This is a genomic window from Stenotrophomonas sp. STEN020, assembly GCF_056760195.1.
In genome coordinates this window covers 41,515-60,678 of the sequence record NZ_JBRREI010000020.1, presented here as the reverse complement: position 1 = coordinate 60,678, position 19,164 = coordinate 41,515, and the positions used below count along the sequence as shown (strand labels likewise).

Annotated in this window: 15 protein-coding genes; 8 read left to right on the top strand and 7 right to left on the bottom strand. The window is 63.2% G+C overall.

Annotated elements, in window-relative coordinates; genetic code table 11:
- Nucleotides 1–3 precede the first annotated feature (3 nt).
- Together ACVOLZ_RS10645 and ACVOLZ_RS10640 are read left to right on the top strand one after the other, a co-directional pair.
- On the top strand, nt 4–1,128 hold the full coding sequence (locus ACVOLZ_RS10645) for a Gfo/Idh/MocA family protein (protein WP_481516104.1): 1,125 nt from the start codon (nt 4–6) through the stop codon (nt 1,126–1,128).
- Between the two features lie 19 nt (nt 1,129–1,147).
- Nucleotides 1,148–2,014 carry a sugar phosphate isomerase/epimerase family protein gene (locus tag ACVOLZ_RS10640; RefSeq protein ID WP_481516103.1) on the top strand — a complete coding sequence of 289 codons (867 nt, stop codon included), beginning with the start codon at nt 1,148–1,150 and terminating at the stop codon, nt 2,012–2,014.
- 226 nt (nt 2,015–2,240) lie between these two features.
- Here ACVOLZ_RS10640 and ACVOLZ_RS10635 read toward each other — a convergent pair whose 3' ends face one another.
- Nucleotides 2,241–2,801 (bottom strand): single-stranded DNA-binding protein, encoded by a 561-nt coding sequence (locus tag ACVOLZ_RS10635; protein ID WP_481516102.1) that lies wholly within the window; start codon nt 2,799–2,801, stop codon nt 2,241–2,243.
- Nucleotides 2,802–3,077: 276 nt separating this feature from the next.
- On the opposite strand from ACVOLZ_RS10635, the gene ACVOLZ_RS10630 reads away from it, so the two are divergent.
- Nucleotides 3,078–4,109 carry a LacI family DNA-binding transcriptional regulator gene (locus tag ACVOLZ_RS10630; protein WP_481516117.1) on the top strand — a complete coding sequence of 344 codons (1,032 nt, stop codon included), beginning with the start codon at nt 3,078–3,080 and terminating at the stop codon, nt 4,107–4,109.
- Nucleotides 4,110–4,141: 32 nt separating this feature from the next.
- On the opposite strand, the gene ACVOLZ_RS10625 is transcribed toward ACVOLZ_RS10630, so the two are convergent.
- From ACVOLZ_RS10625 to ACVOLZ_RS10615, 3 genes are all read right to left on the bottom strand, one after another.
- Nucleotides 4,142–4,522: an SseB family protein gene (locus tag ACVOLZ_RS10625; RefSeq protein WP_481516101.1), complete on the bottom strand. Its 381-nt coding sequence runs from the start codon at nt 4,520–4,522 to the stop codon at nt 4,142–4,144.
- Nucleotides 4,523–4,804: 282 nt separating this feature from the next.
- The gene (locus tag ACVOLZ_RS10620) at nt 4,805–6,520 is read right to left on the bottom strand and encodes an alpha-amylase family glycosyl hydrolase (protein ID WP_481516100.1); all 1,716 of its coding nucleotides are present in this window, start codon (nt 6,518–6,520) and stop codon (nt 4,805–4,807) included.
- Nucleotides 6,520–8,001, bottom strand: a complete 1,482-nt coding sequence (locus ACVOLZ_RS10615) for an MFS transporter (protein ID WP_481516099.1) — start codon at nt 7,999–8,001, stop codon at nt 6,520–6,522. The genes ACVOLZ_RS10620 and ACVOLZ_RS10615 overlap by 1 nt, the downstream gene beginning before the upstream one ends.
- A 210-nt stretch (nt 8,002–8,211) precedes the next feature.
- Here ACVOLZ_RS10615 and ACVOLZ_RS10610 point away from each other — a divergent pair, with 210 nt between their 5' ends.
- The gene (locus ACVOLZ_RS10610; protein ID WP_481516098.1) at nt 8,212–10,278 is read left to right on the top strand and encodes a glycoside hydrolase family 97 protein; all 2,067 of its coding nucleotides are present in this window, start codon (nt 8,212–8,214) and stop codon (nt 10,276–10,278) included.
- Nucleotides 10,279–10,778: 500 nt separating this feature from the next.
- Entirely contained in the window at nt 10,779–13,547 is a 2,769-nt protein-coding gene (locus ACVOLZ_RS10605) for a TonB-dependent receptor (protein ID WP_481516097.1), read from the top strand.
- A gap of 109 nt (nt 13,548–13,656) precedes the next feature.
- On the opposite strand, the gene ACVOLZ_RS10600 is transcribed toward ACVOLZ_RS10605, so the two are convergent.
- Together ACVOLZ_RS10600 and ACVOLZ_RS10595 are read right to left on the bottom strand one after the other, a co-directional pair.
- Nucleotides 13,657–13,803 (bottom strand): hypothetical protein, encoded by a 147-nt coding sequence (locus tag ACVOLZ_RS10600; RefSeq protein WP_481516096.1) that lies wholly within the window; start codon nt 13,801–13,803, stop codon nt 13,657–13,659.
- Between the two features lie 324 nt (nt 13,804–14,127).
- On the bottom strand, nt 14,128–15,741 hold the full coding sequence (locus ACVOLZ_RS10595; RefSeq protein ID WP_481516095.1) for an alpha-glucosidase: 1,614 nt from the start codon (nt 15,739–15,741) through the stop codon (nt 14,128–14,130).
- A gap of 204 nt (nt 15,742–15,945) precedes the next feature.
- Between ACVOLZ_RS10595 and ACVOLZ_RS10590 the strand changes: the two genes are divergently transcribed.
- On the top strand, nt 15,946–16,944 hold the full coding sequence (locus ACVOLZ_RS10590; RefSeq protein WP_481516094.1) for a polyprenyl synthetase family protein: 999 nt from the start codon (nt 15,946–15,948) through the stop codon (nt 16,942–16,944).
- A gap of 5 nt (nt 16,945–16,949) precedes the next feature.
- On the top strand, nt 16,950–17,204 hold the full coding sequence (locus ACVOLZ_RS10585) for a helix-hairpin-helix domain-containing protein (protein WP_481516093.1): 255 nt from the start codon (nt 16,950–16,952) through the stop codon (nt 17,202–17,204).
- Between the two features lie 404 nt (nt 17,205–17,608).
- Here the strand turns inward: ACVOLZ_RS10585 and ACVOLZ_RS10580 are convergent, their stop codons facing one another.
- On the bottom strand, nt 17,609–18,409 hold the full coding sequence (locus tag ACVOLZ_RS10580) for a dienelactone hydrolase family protein (protein ID WP_481516092.1): 801 nt from the start codon (nt 18,407–18,409) through the stop codon (nt 17,609–17,611).
- Between the two features lie 121 nt (nt 18,410–18,530).
- Between ACVOLZ_RS10580 and ACVOLZ_RS10575 the strand changes: the two genes are divergently transcribed.
- A complete protein-coding gene (locus ACVOLZ_RS10575) occupies nt 18,531–19,124 on the top strand; it encodes an SMI1/KNR4 family protein (RefSeq protein ID WP_481516116.1) in 594 nt (197 codons plus the stop codon).
- Nucleotides 19,125–19,164: the final 40 nt, after the last annotated feature.

Below are 19,164 nucleotides of genomic sequence, written 5' to 3'. Positions count from 1 at the left end.
CCGATGCCAAAGCTTGGAATCGCCATCGTCGGAACAGGCATGATCAGTGCCGTGCACCGCCGCGCCGCACTGCTGGCCGGCGCCGAAGTGCGCGGCGTAGCGGCCTCTTCCCCGCAACGCGCACGCGAGATTGCGCAGTCGTGGAATGTCCCCCGCGCCTACCGGAACATCGAGGAGGTGGTGGCCGACCCACAGGTACAGGTCGTGCACATCTGTACGCCCAACCATCTGCACCGCCCCATGGCGCAGGCCGCACTGGAGGCCGGCAAGCACGTGATCTGCGAGAAGCCACTGGCCACGACTCTGGAATACGCGCAGGCGCTGGCAGCATTGGCCGCTTCGACCGGACTGGTCGCCACGGTCCCGTTCGTCTACCGCTACCACCCGGTGATCCGCGAGGCGCGTGCACGCATCGCACAGGGAGAACTGGGGCCGCTGCACCTGATCCACGGCAGCTACCTGCAGGATTGGCTGCTGGACCCGGCCAGCAATAACTGGCGCGTGGACCCGGTGCTGGGCGGCGCGTCGCGGGTGTTCGCCGACATCGGCTCGCACTGGTGCGATCTGGTGGAATGGACCAGCGGCGAACGCTTCGCCGAGGTCAGCGCGGCCTTCAACACCGCGATCCCCGAACGCGGCGCCCTCACCGGCCAGAGCTTCACCACACCTGCGGCACACGGCGCAATGCAGACGGTAGCGAGCGAGGACGTGGCTGCGGCAATGTTCAGGACCAGCGCGGGGACACTGGCTTCGTTGACGGTCAGCCAGGTATCGGCGGGACGCCACAATCGGCTCTGGTTCGAGATCGATGGCGCCAAAGCCAGCATGGCGTTCAATCAGGAGGATACCGAGCGGCTGTGGATCGGCTTGCCCGACCAGCGGGAGGAGATTTTTGTACGTGGGCCGGGCGCCGGCAATGGCGAACAACGCAGGCTCTCGGTGTTGCCAGCAGGACACGCACAGGGCTACGACCATTGTTTCGAGGCGTTTATCGCCGACACCTATCACGCCATCGAAGGCGAGCGACCACAGGGCCTGCCCACCTTCGAAGACGGATTGCGCTCGGCGCGGATCGTTGATCGCGTCATCACATCGGCCAGGACGCGCGCCTGGACCACCATCGGTTGAATCCCAGGAGGATTTCTTCATGAACATCTGTGCTCGCAAAACTGCAACTCTCGCCCTGCTGTTCCTTGCAGCCCTGCCCGCCTTCGCCCGCGACGTCACCGGCCCGCAGAAGCCGATCGCAGTGCAGATGTACACACTGTTCAACGCCGGCTCGCTCGACCAGCAGTTGAAAATCGTCCACGACGCTGGCGTGCAATCGGTGGAAACGCTTGGAACACAGAACGTAAGCACATTGGAGCTCAACCGACTGCTGGACAAGTACTCGATCAAGGTGATTTCGTCCCACGTACCGCTGGCCGAACTGCGCAATGACCTGGACGGATTGGTGGCCTTCAACCGGTCGACAGGCAACACCACGCTGGTGCTGCCGTACCTGGACGAAAAGAATCGGCCGACCGATGCCGCGGGGTGGATCGCACTGGGCCAGGAACTGGGACGTATCTCGAAGCAGCTGCGCGACAAGGGCATGCGCCTTGCCTACCACAACCACGACTATGAGCTGATCGACTTTCATGGCAAGACAGGGCTGGAACTGCTGTTCGCTGCAGCCGGACCCGACCTGCAGAGCGAACTGGACCTGGCCTGGGTCGCACGTGCCGGCTTGGATCCGGTAGTGATGCTGGGCAAACTCCGGGGCCAGGTGTTTGCGGTACATGCCAAGGACAATGCGCCGAAAGGCCAGGCCGAAGACGAAGGCGGCTTCGCCGCGCTCGGCCAGGGCGTGCTGGACTGGCCGGCGATCCTGCCTGCCGCAGCTGCTGCCGGCGTGCAGTGGTACATCATCGAGCACGACCAGCCACGTGATCCGGCCAAGGTCATCCAGACCGGCGCGGACTACCTGCGCGAGCACCTGCCCGCCGCCCAGTCCGCCAGCAATCAGCGCTAACGCGCGATGGAGCCACGCCAGAAAACACTACTTGCAGTTGGCCATGATTCTCTACGAGACGACGCTTGCGACTTCTGCGGGATGCAAGGACGTCCCGCAGCCGCTGCACAACGGGCTGCACGACCTGCAATGGCGCGTTGAGTGGAAGAAACATTGAAGTAAAGAAAAGCCCGCTTAAAAGCGGGCCTTTCTTGGATCTTGATCAACACTTGAAACTGGGTGTGTCTTAGAACGGAATATCGTCGTCGGCGAAGTCGTCCATCGGCGGAGCCGACTGCTGCTGCGGCGGTGCCTGACGCTGCTGCTGGCGCTGACCGCCGCCGTAGCCACCGCCGCCGCCCTGGTCCTGGTTGCCGTAACCGCCCTGGCCGCCACCCTGCTGCTGACGCGGGGCCGACTGGCGCTGCGGACGATCGCCGCCCATGCCACCACCGCCACCACCGCCGCCTTCACCACGGCCGCCGAGCATCTGCATTTCGTTGGCAACGATGTCGGTGGTGTACTTTTCCACACCGTCCTGGCCGGTGTACTTGTCGTAGCGCAGTTCGCCTTCGACGTAGACCGAGCTGCCCTTGCGCAGGTATTCACCGGCGATCTCGCCGAGCTTGCCGAAGAACACCACGCGGTGCCACTCGGTACGCTCCTGCTGGTTGCCGTCACGGTCCTTGCGCACGCTGGTGGTCGCCAGGCTGATGCGGGTGATCGCCATGCCGGCCTGGGTGTACTTGGTGTCCGGGTCGTTACCGAGATTGCCGACGAGGATGACTTTATTGATGCCGCGGGCCATAGGTTCCTACTCTTCCGTTGGGGTCCACCCGCCGGATGCGGGCAATAGCCGACGTATTATATCTGTCCGGCGACAGATAGCAGCCAATCCTTGCAGCCCTTGCGGCGTAAGGCTTGCGCTGGCCCCGGCCGGGGTTGCCACCGGCCCCGACGAGGTCCGAAGGGTTCGCCGGCCAGCGCTGGAATCGCCCGTCTGACGGGGCCTCCCGGACTCAGTCCGCCCCGTTCCGACGGCCACATGGCATGATGCCTGACGTCGTTCAGATTGCTGGTCAAGATGGTCATCAAGGGCAAAGCCACCTCATTGGATATCGCACACATGGCCGGCGTCTCGCAGCCGACGGTATCGCGTGCGCTGCGTGGCAGCCCGATGGTCAATGCCGAAACCCGCCAGCGCATTCTCGATATCGCCCGCCAGCTGAACTACAAGGTCGACAAGAACGCCTCCAGCCTGCGCTGCCAGCAATCCGGCACGCTGGCACTGCTGTTCTTCGAGGACCCCACCAACGATGACTCCTTGATCAACCCGTTCTTCCACTCGATGCTGGGCTCGATCACCCGTGCCTGCGCGTTGAAGGGGCTGGATCTGCTGGTGTCGTTCCAGCAGTTGTCCAGCGACTGGCATGCCGATTTCGAGGACAGCAACAAGGCCGACGGCATCATCCTGCTGGGGTACGGCGACTACCACGAGTCGGTGGAGCGGCTGCAGCGGCTGGTGGAGCAAGGCACCCACTTCGTGCGTTGGGGCGCGGCCTTGCCGGGCCAGCCCGGCGTATCGATTGGCAGTGACAACTTCCAGGGCGGCTTTGATATCAGCGCGCACCTGCTTGAGCAAGGCCGCCAGCGCATCGCCTTCCTCGGCCATGCGTCCAGCCACTACCCCGAATTCGAAGAGCGCTACCGCGGCCATGTCGAAGCCTTGGCCGCGCGCGGCTTGAGGGCAGATCCATCGCTGCAGCATGACGCCATCACCACCGAGGACTCCGGCCACGCTGCCTGCATCGCCCTGCTCGACAGCGGCAAGGATTTCGATGCCATCTGCGCGGCCAGTGATCTGATCGCCATCGGCGCATTGCGTGCATTGCGAGAGCGCGGTGTACGCGTGCCGCAGGACATCGCGGTTACCGGCTTTGACGATATCCCACTGGCAGCATCGGTATCGCCGCCGTTGACCACGGTGCAGCAGGACACCAAGCAAGCCGGTCAGCTGCTGGTCGACAAGCTGTTGAGCCTGATTGCCGGCGAGGCGGTGGAAGGCCTCACCATTCCGGTAAGGCTTGTGGTGCGGGAATCATCGCTTGGCGTGTGATTCGAGCAGCAAGTGCTGCCGCATGCCTTGGCTCAGCTGAAATCCTTGAGGATTTCGCCCACACCTGACGGCGAGATTTCGAAGCCCAGCGGCGTGCCGGGGTTGATGACCACGCCGTAGCCACCTGGCACACGGCGCAGCACGTCCAGCATCAGCATGCGGATGTTGTGCGGTGCCTGCTGCTGGTGGAAGCCAACCCGCGCCATATCGGTGAATACCGCAACGTGCAGCACGCCCTGCTTGTCGAACAGCAACGGATCAAAGCCACTGCCGTCGGCCGTGACCAGACTGCCGGTAAGCAGCACCACTTCGGAGGCGACGAAGGCCTGCATGAAGGCGCGGATCGGCAGCTTGCCGTCCATTGCGGTCTGCAACAGGGTTTCGATGGGGGTTTGCGGGGGGAGCTGGTTCATGCGGTGCCGCCGGGAATGCCTGGGGGCGGATTGTAGCGGGTGGGGCTTTGGGAGTCGCAAAGGCTGGTGCAGAAGCAAGAGCTACCCCTCCCCGGCCCTCCCCTTGCCTTCGGCAAAGGGAGGGAGACAAGCGCCCCCTGCCGCGCCGCGATCTGCCCCCTCCCTTTTGCGTAGCAAAGGGGAGGGTTGGGGAGGGGTGCTTTTGGCGCGGGGAACTAGCTAGCTAAAGCTGCCCTCACCCCAACCCCTCTCCCGCTAGCGGGAGAGGGGCTTAAGCGAGCATCACTGCGCCAGTCGCACGTCCCTGGCGTGCTGATCCGCCATAGCAGCATCCAACTGCACACGCAGCTCCGGCTGCAAGACCTGCCCCTCCAACACAAAAACCTTGACGCCATGCGCCGGCACTTCGGTCTTCAGAGAAGTTTTCACCTTCAGCGAGCGGCCATCCAGCACATCACGCCACTGCCCGGCTTGGAGGTATCGGCTCACCTCGAACGAGCGCGCAGCATCGCCCTTGTTCAGCAACACCAGCACCGTCTGTGCCGTGTCTCCATGCTGCAGCACACGGTAGAACACTGCCTCATCGCCCTGCAGTCGTTCATTCACCTGCAGACCGCGCTGCAATGCAGGCGTGGCTTCACGCAACTTCGCTATACGCCGCAGCGGCGCGAAAATCGGGCTCTGCCCTGCCGCATCCACACGTTGCTGGCCAAAGTAGGCGCGATTACCCGCATGTTCGGCGCGGCCGCGCATGAAACCGGTCTCCGAGCCGTAATAGAGCACCGGAATGCCGCGTGCGGTGAACAACCAGTTATGCGCGTCGATGAAGCCGGCATCGCTGGCATCCAGCCGCGCCATGTCGTGGTTGTCGTAGAAGCTCATCAGTGCGTATGGATTGGCATACGGGCCGCCGCTCAGGTGCAGCGGTTCGGCTAGCGCTTCAAAGCCCTTCTGCTCTTTGCCGAACACCGAGGACATAGCACCACGCAGCGGGAAATCCAGCACGCTGACGTTGGCGTTCGCCGGCCAGGTGTGCTCGGCAATCTTGGCGGCGTCGTAGTCGAAGGCTTCGCCGAACATGAACATGTCCGGGTGCTCGGCACGGATGCGGTTTACGAACTCATGCCACCACGGATGTGGCAGCCAACCGATGGTGTCGATGCGCAAGGCATCCACACCCTGCGCGGTCCATTGCAGGTAGGCGCCAACCAGGTAATCCATCACCGCCGGATTGTGCTCGTTGAAATCCGACAGCTCGGCCAGGTTGCCGTCGAAGATCGAGCCCTTGCTGCCATCGACCGGGCCGATGTTGTTGTAGAACGCGTGCAGCGGGTTGTGCTTTGGATCGAGCTTGTCCGGTGCAAGGTTCTGATGGTAGGCGATCAGCTTGCCGTCCTTGTCGAATATCTGCCCGAACTGCGGCTGCCGCTTGGGCATGGTCCAGGCTGGCGAACCGTGGTTGCCGACGATATCCAGCACCAGTTTCAGCTTGGCATCGTGCAGGCCCTTGCTCAGCCCGGCGAAATCCAGATCGGCGCTGGGCAGATGCTCGTCCAGCTTGTAGAAGTTGATGCCCCAATAACCGTGATAGCCGGTCTTGCCGCGGTCAGTCAGCGTGCTGGTGCAGCTGATCGGCTTGCTGCCGGTGAAAGCCTGATCGGGATTGTCGATGATCGGCGTGATCCACACCGCGCCAAAGCCGAGCTGGCGGATGTAGTCGGCGTTGTCCAGCACGCCCTTGAAGTCGCCGCCGAGGTAACCGATGTTGCCGTCGATCTTGTCGGGGCACGGCACCGGGATATCGAATGTGCGGTGTTCGCCGCCCTGGTCGCGATGGTCGTTGCTGGTATCGCCATTGACGAAGCGATCGGTGACCACGAAGTACACCGCGTCACTGGCGAATGGCTCAGTGGTGCCGATGTAATCCGGCCGGTTGCCGGCCAAGACCGAACCCGCCGCCACTGCCAGACCAACCGCTGCTGCCAAACGACTACGCATCACACCACCTCCTGTTGCGACGGAACCCGCAGCACGCACAAGCCGGCTACGAACAGACTGCATCCACCCAGCACCAGCACGTGGATGGGATCGCCACCAAGCCAGTTGCGCAGCGCAAAGCCCAAGGCACTGGCTGCGACCAGCTGCGGGATCACGATGAAGAAATTGAAAATACCCATGTACACGCCCATCTTCGCCGCCGGCACGCTATCCGACAGCAGCGCGTAAGGCAGCGATAGGATGGAGGCCCAGGCGAAGCCGACGCCGACCATCGACAGCAGCAGCCAATGCGGGTCCTTGATCAGCATCAGCGAGATCAGGCCCAGCCCGCCCAGCCACAGATTGACCAGGTGGCTCCAACGCAGGCCGATGGCGCGCACCATCAGCGGAATGATCAGCGCCGCCACAGCAGCAAAACCGTTGTAAGCGCCGAACAACACGCCGACCCAGTTTGCACCTTCGTTGTACGCGGCAGACTGCGTATCAGTGGAACCGAAGTGCGTGCCCGCCACCGCTGCGGTGGTATAGATCCACATCGCAAACAAGGCGAACCAGGAGAAGAACTGCACCCACGCCAGCCGCCGCATCGTGCCCGGCATGCTGCGCAGGTCATCGACGATGGTAGCCAGCATATGCGTGCCCGGCAGCACCCGCGCCACGGTGAGCAGCAGGCCGTAGCTGGCACACAGGCCGGCCAGTACGTAGAGCATGCGGTCGCCTTGGCGCCAGGCGATCAATGCCGCCAACACCACGCCCAAGCCAAGCCACACGCCAATCTGCCGCCACTGCGGCAGGCCGCCAGCACGCTGCACGGCATGCACAGCGGCCGGCTCCGCATCATCGAAACTGGCCAGCTCGGCCGGCGAATACTCGCGCGTGCTGAACACCGTCCAGCTCATCGCCAGAAGCAATACTGCTGCGCCGAAGTAGAAGGCATAGCGCACGGTATCCGGTACTTCACCCGGTCCCGCGGTATTGGCCACGCCGAAGTGCGCAAGGATGAAGGGCAGGAAGCTGGCCACCACCGCGCCCACGCCGATGAAGAAACTCTGCATCGAAAAACCGGCTGGGCGTTGCTTGGGCGACAACTGGTCACCGACGAAGGCGCGGAACGGCTCCATCGAGATATTGATCGAGGCATCCAGCACCCACAGCGTGCCAGCGGCGATCCACAGCGTCGGCGAGTTGGGCATGACCAGCAGGGCGAGCGTGGTCAGCACCGCGCCGATCATGAAGTAGGGGCGACGGCGACCCCAGCGCGTCCAGGTGCGGTCAGACAGGTAGCCGATCACCGGCTGCACCAGCAGGCCGGTCAGCGGTGCGGCGATCCACAGCCCTGGCACCGCGTCCATCGGCGCGCCCAGCGTTTCAAAAATGCGGCTGGCATTGGCGTTCTGCAGCGCGAAGCCGAACTGGATACCCAGAAAGCCAAAACACATGTTCCAGATCTGCCAGAACGACAGCTGCAGTTTGCTATTCATCAAGCGCTTCCCCCCTCCGGGAATCACGGATGCGATGTTGGGCGCGGATGCGCTGCGGCCATGGTAGAGGGCGCACCTGTGATCTGCACCGCTGTTGCATACGTATTCAATGCGGCATTGCGCCCACAGCGGCCTCCACCGGGGAATAGTGGCGCCACGTGCCAACCTCGGAGGGCGGCGCGCCGACCAGAACCCGGAGTTGAGACCCGCATGGCCGATACACGTCCCACCCCTGCCCGCCTGTCGCTGAAAGCTGCCTTCGCGCTGCTGCTGATCAGCTGCCTGCCCGCTCACGCCGCCGACCTGGCGCGCGTTACCTCACCCGACAAGCAGCTCGTGGTGATCGTCGAATCCCAGCACGAAGGCCGCCCCTCGTATCGGGTGGAACGCAAGGGCGAGGCGGTGATCGCGCCGTCGCGGCTGGGCATGCTGCTGGGCGATGGCCGCCTGGAGCGCAATGTCGCGCTTACCGGGCAGTCACAGCGCAGCTTTGATGAGACCTGGGAGCAGCCCTGGGGCGAGCGCCGTCTCACCCGCAATCACTACAACGAACTGCGCGCCAGCTTCACCGAGAAGCCCGGTGCCGGCCGCAACTACGAGCGCCGCTTTGACGTTGTGTTCCGCGTCTACGACGACGGCATCGGCTTCCGCTACGAATTCCCGCAGCAGGCGGGCATGAAGCAGGCACAGATCCACGCCGAGCTGACCGAGTTCGCACTGGCCCGCCCAGCCACCGCCTGGTGGATTCCCGCCTTCGAGTGGAATCGCGAGGAATACCTGTACCACCAGACCCCGTTGAAGGAGGTCGGCACCGCGCAGACCCCGCTGACCCTGCGCAGCGACAACGGCCTGCACATCTCCATCCACGAAGCCGCGCTGGTGGACTACGCCGGCATGAACCTGGCGCGTGGTGATGGCGACATCCTGCGCGCAACGCTTACCCCGTCCAGCAGCGGCGCGCCGGTGGTGCGCACCCTGCCCTTCAACACGCCGTGGCGCACCATCACCCTCGGCGAGAAGGCGGGCGACCTGGCTGAATCAAGCCTCATCCTCAACCTCAACGAGCCCAACGCCATCGGCGATGTGAGCTGGTTCAAGCCGGCCAAATATGCCGGTGTTTGGTGGTCGCTGCACCTTGAAACCGAAACCTGGGCGACCGGCCCGAAACACGGCGCCACCACCGAGAACACCCGCCGCTATATCGACTTCGCCGCCGCCAATGGCTTCCGTGGCGTGCTGGTGGAAGGCTGGAACATCGGCTGGGACGGCGACTGGTTCGCCAACGGTGAGGCCTTCGACTTCACCCGCGCCACCCCGGATTTCGACCTGCCCGGCCTTGCCAGCTACGCCGCCGGCAAGGGGGTGCACCTGATCGGCCACCACGAAACCGCCTGCGCGGTCAGCCATTACGAACGCCAGCTGCCTGCCGCCCTGGACCTGTATGCGCGCAACGGCGTGGATGTGATCAAGACCGGCTATGTCTGCGACGCAGGCGACATCCACCGCCAGGATCAGGTCGATGGCCCGATCACCCGCGAATGGCACGAAGGCCAGTGGATGAGCAACCACAACCTGCGCGTGCTCAAGCAGGCTGCCGCCAAACACATCGCGATCAACTCACACGAGCCGATCAAGGACACCGGCCTGCGCCGCACCTACCCGAACTGGGTATCGCGCGAAGGTGCCCGCGGCATGGAATTCAACGCCTGGGGCAACCCGCCCAACCCGCCCGGTCATGAAGCCACGCTGGTATTCACCCGCATGCTGGGCGGGCCGATGGATTACACCCCCGGCATCGTCAGCCTGAAGGGCCGCAACGGTCTGGCCCTGCGCAGCACCCTGGCCAAGCAGCTGGCCCTGTACGTGGTGCTGTACAGCCCGGTGCAGATGGTCGCCGACTTGCCCGAGCACTACGCCCAGCACCCCGACGCCTTCCAGTTCATCAAGGACGTGGCGGTGGATTGGGAGGAAAGCCATGTACTCAACGGCGAAGTTGGCCAATACGTGACCTTTGCCCGCAAGGCGCGTGGCAGCGAGGAATGGTTTGTGGGCAGCGTTGGCAGTGAAAAGCCGCAGGCGCTGGATGTTGCCTTGTCATTCCTGACCCCGGGCAAGCGTTACCGCGCGGAGATCTACCGCGACGGGGAAGGCGCGAACTGGGAGACGGCACCGTTTGCGTTCGTTCGCGAGGCACGCGAGGTTGGCAGTGGCGACCGGATCAAGCTGCAGTTGGCGGCTGGTGGCGGCGCTGCGGTGCGGTTTGTTCCGGTGGAGTAAGCGCTGGGCGGCTTGAAGCCCAAGGCTTTGGGCTTTGGGCTTTGGGCTTTGGGCTTTGCTTCACAGCCGTCATTCCCGCGAAGGCGGGAATCTCTCCTGGCCTTTGGCCTTTGGCTTTGCTTCACAGCCGTCATTCCCGCGAAGGCGGGAATCGCTCTTGTCTTTGAATTTTGCGCGGAACGTCACGAGCGCAGAGCGATTCCCGCCTGCGCGGGAATGACGGCATAAAACCAAAGCCAGAGCCAGAGCCGGGGCCAGGCCGATTCCCGTCTTCACGGGGATGACGGCGTAAAGGCGGAACCCCCGCAGAAAGCGTTTTCAGACCTATCTGCCCCCGCAAACCCGCATTGAATACGTATGCAGCCCAGCGCCACGGGCTTGCCCGCTGATTACCATGCGAGTCAGTCGCAGGCAGCAAAAAACAGCGATGCATCCCCCACCCAAAAAAATACGGGGGAGCACAAAAAACATCCAAACGACATCACCTGGGAGAGGGGAGTATGTTGAACACCAAGCGCAATCTGCTGAGCGTTGCACTGGCCTCAGCCATCACATTGACTGCCACCGGCGTGCACGCACAGACCGTGGACGACGAAGCCAAGGCAAAGCCGAAGGCAGAAGCAACCGATCTGGACACCGTCACCGTCACTGGCATCCGCCGCGGCATCGAGAGCGCGATTTCGGTCAAGCGTGACTCAACCTCGATCGTGGAAGCCATCTCGGCCGAAGACATCGGCAAGCTGCCGGACGTCAGCATCGCCGAATCCATTGCCCGCCTACCCGGCCTGGCCGCCCAGCGCGTCGCCGGCCGTGCCCAGGCCATCAGCGTGCGCGGCCTGTCGCCCGACTTCGCCACCACCCTGCTCAACGGCCGCGAAATGGTCAGCACCGGCGACAACCGCTCGGTGGAGTTCGACCAGTACCCGGCCGAACTGATCAGCGGCGTCACCGTGTACAAAACCCCGGACGCCGGCCTGGTTGGTCAGGGCCTGTCCGGCACCTTGGATCTGCAGACCGTGCGCCCGCTCAGCTACGACGAGCGCGTCATCGCCGTCAGCGGCCGCTACCAGAAGAACTCGCTGGGCGAAGCCGCTGGCGAAGATCCGTACGGCAACCGCCTCAACTTCAGCTATGTCGACAAGTTCGCCGACAACACCATCGGTCTGGCCATCGGCATCTCCCATTCGGAGATGTCCAAGCAGGAGAACCAGGTCGGTCTGTACGAGCCCTGGCAGGCGATCGGCAACAACTGGCGCCCGGGCGTTGCCGCCGGCACCTTCTATTCCGACGGTATCAAGGCGTTGCGACGCACCGGTAACGCCAAGCGTGACGGCGTGATGGCGACCCTGCAGTTCCGGCCGAACAACAGCTGGACCAGCACGCTGGACACTTTCTACACCAAGGCCAAGGAACACGACACCGCCAACCAGATGGAAATCCATCTGGGCGATTACAACGGAAATTACGACCGTTTGAACGTCACCGACGTGGTGGTCAACGGCAATGGCAGCTTCGTCAGCGGCGTGGCTCACAACGTCTATCCGTTGGTGCGCGGGATGTACAACAACCGCGAAGACACCATCAAGGCAATCGGCTGGAACAACGAATTCAATTTCGGCGATGTGCGTGTTGTTGCCGATGTCAGCTGGTCCAAGGCCGAGCGTGACGAACTGAACCTGGAAAACAACCTGCAGCTGCTGCCGGCACCGATGCTGGATTCGGTGAAGCTGAACTTCGCTGGCGGCAACTTCCCGCAGTTCACCCCGGGCCGGGACTATTCGGACTTCAGCAAGCTCTACCTGACCAACACCATCTATGGTTCTGGCTACGGCAAGACCCCGCATGTGGATGATGAACTGAAGGGCTTCAAGCTGGCTGCCACCTTCCCGGTGCCGGAAGGCTTCAGCTGGTTCTCCGACTTCGACGTCGGCATGAACTACGCCGACCGCAGCAAGAACAAGACCCAGGCCGAAGGCAACATCAATCTGGGCGCGCAAGGCATCACCAGCATCGCCGCCGACCTGCAGTACAAGCCGGTCAATCTTGGCTTTGCCGGCGCAGGCTACATTCCGGCCTGGAATGTGCCTGCTGCAGTTGGCCGCTACATGGTGTTCAACCCGACCACCACCGAGAGCTATCTGATTCCGAAGCAGTGGACGGTGGACGAGAAGATCACCACCACCTTCCTGCGCGCCAACATCAGCACGCATATCGGTTCGATCCCGGTGCGCGGTAATGTCGGTATCCAGGCCCAGCACGTTGACCAGTCCTCAAGCTCCAACTACTGGGACGGCTCGCAGCCGGTTGGCAGCCAGGTGATTCCGATCAACGCAGGCAAGAAGTTCCTGGATTTCCTGCCGAGCTTGAACCTGGCCTTCGAGCTGCCAGCCGAAAACACCGTGCGCTTCGCTCTGGCCCGCCAGGTTGCGCGTCCGCGCGTCGACGAACTGCGTGCCTCGATGGAATTCGGCATGGACACCAACACCGGCAAGCCTGGCTCCAGCGGCGGCAATCCGACCCTGGATCCGTGGGTAGCCAACGCAGCCGACCTGTCCTGGGAAAAGTACTTCGGCAACAAGGCCTATGTGGCCGCCGCAGTGTTCTACAAGGACCTGAAGAGCTACATCTACACCGAAAAGCGTGACGGTTACGACTTCACCAACCAGGTGGCGGAGTGGCTAAAGGTTGGCACCAATGCAGCCCAGCTGCAGGTCCCGGCACAGTCGATCGGCTACTACACCGCACCGTTCAACGGCACCGGTGGCAGCCTGCGCGGTGCCGAGCTGACCGCATCGTTGCCGCTGGACCTGTTCTCCGATGCCCTGCGTGGCTTCGGCGTGGTGGCCAGCGCCAGCTTCAACGACAGCGACATCATGATCAAGCCGGATCCGGCCAACACCTCCAGTGTTGGCAGCGCGCCGATCATGCTGCCCGGCCTGTCCAAGCGCGTTTACAACTTCACGGCCTATTACGAAAACAGCGGCTTTGAAGTGCGTTTGAACCAGCGCAAGCGTTCGGACTTCATCGGTGAAATCGGCAACTTCAACGGCGCGCGTACCCTGCGTTACGTCAAGGGCGAGAACGTGTTGGACGCGCAGCTCGGCTACAGCTTCGGCGACGGCACGATGTTCAACGGCCTGAGCCTGTTCCTGCAGGCCAGCAACCTGACCAACTCCAAGTACGAAACCTATGCCGGTAGCAAGGATCGTCCGCTGGAAACCGTGGAATGGGGCCGCACCTACCAAGTGGGCGTGAACTACAAGTTCTGATCGGTTCTGGTTGAATGCGAACTCAAGGCCCGCTGCTTTTGCAGCGGGCCTTTTGCGTTGGCGGCGAAATTGCTGCAAAGGCCGCATTGAAGCGTGTTGAGACCGTAGTTCAGCGCTTCGGCTGGTGCTTCTGCTGGTGCTTCTGCTGGTGCTTCTGCTGGTGCTTCTGCTGGTTCTTCTGCTTGTGCTTCTGGTGGTGCTTCTGCTGGTGCTTCTGCTGGTGCTTCTGCTGGTGCTTCGGAAGTTTTGCCGTCATTCCCGCGTAGGCGGGAATCGCTCTGGCTCTGGCTTCGCTCTGGCTCTGGCTTCGCTCTGGCTCTGGCTCTGGCTTTGGCTTCGCTTCAGCTCTGGCCTTGGCAATTCCCTTCTCCCGCTTGCGGGGGAAGGTGCCCGGAGGGCGGATGGGGGAGCTTTCGCTTTGGTCTGCTACTAAGAGCGCCCTCACCCCAACCCCTCTCCCGTAAACGGGAGAGGGGCTTTAGCAACAGCCAAAGCCAAAGCCAAGAGCAAAGCCAAAGCAAAAGCAAAAAAAAAGGCGGAGATGCTATCTCCGCCCGCACAAAAGAGAGAACAACAAAAATCAGCTGCGACGCGCGCAATACACCGCGTGTCCAGGCAATACCAGTTCGCCAGCCTCAACTGCACCAGCCACCGGACCCGGCAGCGCCAAGGCCTGCCACTCACCTGTCGGCAACGCATGCCGCACGGCCTCGCCCGACAGATTGAAGGCCAACAACAAAGTCTCTTCCCCGGCTTGACGCTCGAACAACAACACCGGCTCAGCACTATCCAGGAAGCGAATCGAACCCTCGACCAAGGCCGGATGCGCCTTGCGCCAGCTCAGGAAGCTGCGGAACGCGTGCAGCACCGAATCGCCATCCACCTCCTGCGCCTGCACTGACAAAGCCTGATGCTCGGCAGGAATCGGCAGCCAAGGCTTGCCAGTGGTGAAGCCAGCCAACGCCCCATCGGTCCACGGCATCGGCGTACGGCAACCGTCGCGGCCCTTGAAATTCGGCCAGAAGGTGATGCCATACGGATCCTGCAGCGCTTCAAACGGTACGTCTGCTTCGCCGAGACCCAGCTCTTCACCCTGATAGATGCACACAGAACCACGCAGCGAGCACACCAATGCCGCCAGCATCTTCGCCAGCGACGGTTTGGCCGGATGGCCGCCCCAACGCGTCACCGCACGCTGCACGTCATGGTTGGAAACCGCCCAGCACGGCCAGGACTCGCCCATCGCCGCTTCAAGCCGCTCAACGGTCCCGCGGATGTAGGCCGCGCTGTAATCATCCACCAGCAGCTCGAAGCTATAGCCCATGTGCAGGCGGCCCGGCGCGGTGTACTCGGCGGTAGTCGCCAGCGAATCTTCCGACGAAATTTCGCCCAGCGTCACCGCCTGCGGGTACTGATCCAACAAGGCACGCAGGCGTTCGAGGAAACCAATGTTCTCCGGCCGGGTGTTGTTGTAGTAGTGGTACTGGAACGCATACGGGTTGTCCGGGCTGAAACCTCGACCAATGCGCTCGCTCTCCGGCTTGGGCGGATTATCGCGCAGCTGCGCGTCATGGAAGCAGAAGTTGATCGAATCCAGACGGAAGCCATCCACGCCACGGTCCAGCCAGAACTTCACGTAATCCAGGGTTGCCTGCTGCACTGCCGGATTGTGGAAATCCAGATCCGGCTGCGAAGCGAGGAAGTTGTGCAAGAAATACTGCCGACGCCGCGGTTCCCACTGCCAGGCCACGCCACCGAAGATCGACAGCCAGTTGTTCGGTGGGCTGCCGTCATCGCGCGCATCGGCCCACACGTACCAATCGGCTTTGGGGTTGTCGCGGCTCTCGCGGCTTTCCTTGAACCAGGCATGGTCTATCGAGGTATGGCTGAACACCTGGTCGATCATCACCTTCAGGCCCAGCGCATGCGCCTTGGCCAGCAAACGGTCGAAATCGGCCAGATTGCCGAACAGCGGATCGACATCGCGGTAATCGGCAATGTCATAGCCAAAATCCGCCATCGGCGACTTGAAGAACGGCGACACCCAGATCGCATCCACGCCCAACGAGGCCACGTAATCCAGGCGATCGATGATGCCCGGCAGGTCGCCGACGCCATCGCCATTGGTGTCCAGGTAGCTGCGCGGGTAAATCTGGTAGATGACGGCACCACGCCACCATGGAGTCTTGGACATCGAACGCCCCCCTACGGGCCTCAGAGCCCCTGTTTCAGGGCCGCGAAATGTATGCCGGCCAGCTTAGCGTTGGTGCTTTGCCGGCGGTGTTGCTTGCATACGTATTCACTGCGCAAAGGCCCGGTTCTGTTCGGTTTTCGTCCCCGACGGGCCGCCTGCGCCCACACCGCCTATAATCCCGGTGGTACCCCCTGAAGTCTTCCTATGAGCATCGCTGAACATATCCGCCCCGCGCTGGGCCTGCCTGCCATCCAGACCCTTGCCGCAGCGGACATGGCTGCCGTCGATGCCCTGATCCGCCGCCGCCTGTCCTCGGACGTGGTGCTGATCAACCAGATCGCCGACCACATCGTCTCGGCGGGCGGCAAGCGCCTGCGGCCGATGCTGGTGATGCTGGCCGGCCATGCGGTCGGCGGCGCCGGCCCGGAGCACCACCAGCTGGCGGCGATCATCGAGTTCATCCACACCTCCACCCTGCTGCACGACGACGTGGTCGACGAATCCGACCTGCGCCGTGGCCGCAGCACCGCCAATGCCCTGTGGGGCAATGCCCCCAGCGTGCTGGTCGGTGACTTCCTGTACTCGCGCAGCTTCCAGCTGATGGTCGAGCTGGAGCGCATGGCGGTGATGCAGATCCTGGCCGACACCACCAACCGCATCGCCGAAGGCGAAGTGCTGCAGCTGCTGCACGTGCATAACCCGGATACCGACGAAGCCGCCTACCTGCGCGTTATCGAGCGCAAGACCGCGGTGCTGTTTGCCGCCGGCACCCGCCTCGGCGCGCTGGCCAGCGGTGCCGACGAAGCCGTGCAGCAGAAGCTCTATGACTACGGCATGCATCTGGGCTATGCCTTCCAGATCGCCGACGATGTGCTGGATTACTCCGCCAATGCCGACGAACTGGGCAAGAACCTGGGCGACGACCTGGCCGAAGGCAAGGCCACCTTGCCGCTGATCCATGCGATGGCGCACTCGGACGAAGTGGTCCGCAATCGCCTGCGCGAGATCGTGCAGGATGGCGACGCCAGCGCGATGCCGGAAGTATTGGCAGCGATCCATGCCACTGGCGGTCTGGAATACAGCCGCAAGCGTGCCGTTGAATACGCCAACGCCGCCGAACTGGCACTGGACGGCCTGCCGGAAACCGAAGCTGTTGCCGCCCTGCGCGGTCTGGCCCGTTACGCCATCGAGCGCAGCCACTGATCGCGATGGCAGGCCTGCAACAGTTCAACGAGGACGAACGCGCCGTGCTGTTGGCGGTGAAAGGTGTAGGTGCCACTGTGGTGGCACGGCTGGAGCAGCTGGGGTTTCATTCCCTGGCGCAGCTGGCCCAAGCCGAGACCGGCGATGTCGTCAGCCAGGCCTCGGCCATGCTGGGCAGCAGCTGCTGGCGCAACAGCCCGCAGGCACGGGCGGCGATCAGTGGGGCGATAGCGGCGGCGAAGAGCCGTTCGTCGTTGTAGGAGCGGCGTCAGCCGCGAAGCCACGCTTGTTCCCGGCGCTACCAAAGGCGAACCGCCAGCAGCGCATCCCGTGCGGACAGCTGTTGCCGCGATCTGACCGATGGCCGGCTTCGCGGCTTACGCCGCTCCCACAAACCTGTAAATCTGCAAACTGATGCATTGCCGGTGAAGCCCCTGCCGAGCATGGCTCGGCACTACGCTCCCTCCCTTTGCCGCAGGAAAGGGGAGGGTTGGGGAGGGGTGGCTTTACCGCCTTTGATCTGGCTCCGGCTCCGCGACTGTCGCAGCTCCCGCAAAGCTGATGCATTGCTGGTGAAGCCCCTTGCCGAGCATGGCTCGGCACTACCGCTTTGAGATTGCTGGTGAAGCCCCTGCCGAGCATGGCTCGGCACTACCAAGAGCCGTTAGTCGCCCAGGCGCTCTTCCAGAAAATTGTCCATCATCTTCCAGGCGCGCTTGGCGGCGCGTGGGTCGTAGAGGCAGCCCGGCGGGCTGTTGGCGTCGGACTCAGCGAAGCAATGCACCGCGCCGCTGAAATTGACGAATTGCCAGTCGGCCTTGGCTGCGTCCATTTCGCTGCCGAAGTTGGCGATGTCCTCGGCGGTGACGCCGCGATCAGCCGCGCCATTGAGCACCAGGATCGGTACCTTGCCGCTACCGGCAGCTGCCGGGGTTGGGGTCGACAAGCCGCCGTGCAGGCTCACCACACCCGTCAGAGGCATGCCGGCGCGGGCCATTTCCAGCACGGTGGTGCCGCCGAAGCAGAAGCCCACGGCAGCAATGTGCCGGGTGTCCAGTGGAACCTTGCCAGCCTGCGCCTTCAAGGCATCCAGCGCCGCCGCTGCGCGGGCACGTAGCAGGCTCCTGTCCTCGCGCAAGGGCTTGGAAGCCGCCGCAGCTGCATCGTTGTCTTTGGGCCGCACATTCTTGCCGTACACATCGGCAACCAGCACCACATAGTCATCGCCAGCAATCTGCTCGGCCTTGGCAATCGCCGAGGCGTTGACGCCGCGCCAGTTCGGCACCATCACCACGCCCGGTCGGCGCGCATCGCCGTCATCGTCGTAGACCAGCACCCCACTGAAGGTGGTGCCGTCATGCTGCCACTCCAGCGGCTGCGTCTTCATCGCGGCCCACGCTGGCGCCCACGCTGGCGCCGCCGCCAGCCCCAGCATCGTCACTGCAGCCCATCGCCACTTGTTCATGCCTGCGCTCCTGAGAAGAGGACGGAGGCAACCTGTCGATATCGCCTCCCGTGGCGCATTGTGCATTGGCGGCGTTACGCAGGTGTGCTTGGATATGCATCCCCAACGTGTCCTTCTGCATATGAGCCTCGTCGATACCTTCCTTTCCGGCCTTGTGCCGCGCCTGCCGGCAGATGACGCCCCTATGTGGCGCTGGGTAGAAGGCGCAAGCCATTCCGACCTGCAACGCCTGCAGCTGCAGTGGCCGCAGGTACCGGCAAGCCTGCTGGAGCTGCTGGCACAGGTGGATGGCAGCCACTACCGGGACTACCCGCAAGGTGAGGTCAACGTGCTGATGCTTGGCTCGGACGTCGGCGACGGCAGCTACCCCTACTACCTGCGTTCGGTGCAGCAGATCTTCGAGGACAGCACGCAGTGGGACGACAGCATCCGTTCCATCTACGAAGAGTGGCTGGACGATGAGCCGGAGATTCTTGGTGCCGGCATCGATGCCGACGTGCCGATGGGCAGGCGTCTGTGCTTCTCGCACTGCATGAACAATGGCGGCACATCGATGCTGTACCTGGATTTCGATCCTGCCGACGGCGGCATCAGTGGCCAGGTCGTGCGCTATCTGCACGACCCGGACAGCTATGCGGTGATCGCACCCAGCTTTGATGCTTACCTGCAGCAGCTGATCGACGGCGGTTACGCCTTCACCGATGAAGAGGAGTGATCTGCAGGGAGCGGGCGGCGCCGACTGCCAGTCAGCGCCA

Bases quoted from the DNA above. Each gene is read 5' to 3' on its own strand.
- ACVOLZ_RS10645 (WP_481516104.1), top strand. From the start codon at position 4: ATGCCAAAGCTTGGAATCGCCATCGTCGGAACAGGCATGATCAGTGCC.
- ACVOLZ_RS10640 (WP_481516103.1), top strand. From the start codon at position 1,148: ATGAACATCTGTGCTCGCAAAACTGCAACTCTCGCCCTGCTGTTCCTT.
- ACVOLZ_RS10635 (WP_481516102.1), bottom strand. From the start codon at position 2,801: ATGGCCCGCGGCATCAATAAAGTCATCCTCGTCGGCAATCTCGGTAAC.
- ACVOLZ_RS10630 (WP_481516117.1), top strand. From the start codon at position 3,078: ATGGTCATCAAGGGCAAAGCCACCTCATTGGATATCGCACACATGGCC.
- ACVOLZ_RS10625 (WP_481516101.1), bottom strand. From the start codon at position 4,522: ATGAACCAGCTCCCCCCGCAAACCCCCATCGAAACCCTGTTGCAGACC.
- ACVOLZ_RS10620 (WP_481516100.1), bottom strand. From the start codon at position 6,520: ATGCGTAGTCGTTTGGCAGCAGCGGTTGGTCTGGCAGTGGCGGCGGGT.
- ACVOLZ_RS10615 (WP_481516099.1), bottom strand. From the start codon at position 8,001: ATGAATAGCAAACTGCAGCTGTCGTTCTGGCAGATCTGGAACATGTGT.
- ACVOLZ_RS10610 (WP_481516098.1), top strand. From the start codon at position 8,212: ATGGCCGATACACGTCCCACCCCTGCCCGCCTGTCGCTGAAAGCTGCC.
- ACVOLZ_RS10605 (WP_481516097.1), top strand. From the start codon at position 10,779: ATGTTGAACACCAAGCGCAATCTGCTGAGCGTTGCACTGGCCTCAGCC.
- ACVOLZ_RS10600 (WP_481516096.1), bottom strand. From the start codon at position 13,803: ATGACGGCAAAACTTCCGAAGCACCAGCAGAAGCACCAGCAGAAGCAC.
- ACVOLZ_RS10595 (WP_481516095.1), bottom strand. From the start codon at position 15,741: ATGTCCAAGACTCCATGGTGGCGTGGTGCCGTCATCTACCAGATTTAC.
- ACVOLZ_RS10590 (WP_481516094.1), top strand. From the start codon at position 15,946: ATGAGCATCGCTGAACATATCCGCCCCGCGCTGGGCCTGCCTGCCATC.
- ACVOLZ_RS10585 (WP_481516093.1), top strand. From the start codon at position 16,950: ATGGCAGGCCTGCAACAGTTCAACGAGGACGAACGCGCCGTGCTGTTG.
- ACVOLZ_RS10580 (WP_481516092.1), bottom strand. From the start codon at position 18,409: ATGAACAAGTGGCGATGGGCTGCAGTGACGATGCTGGGGCTGGCGGCG.
- ACVOLZ_RS10575 (WP_481516116.1), top strand. From the start codon at position 18,531: ATGAGCCTCGTCGATACCTTCCTTTCCGGCCTTGTGCCGCGCCTGCCG.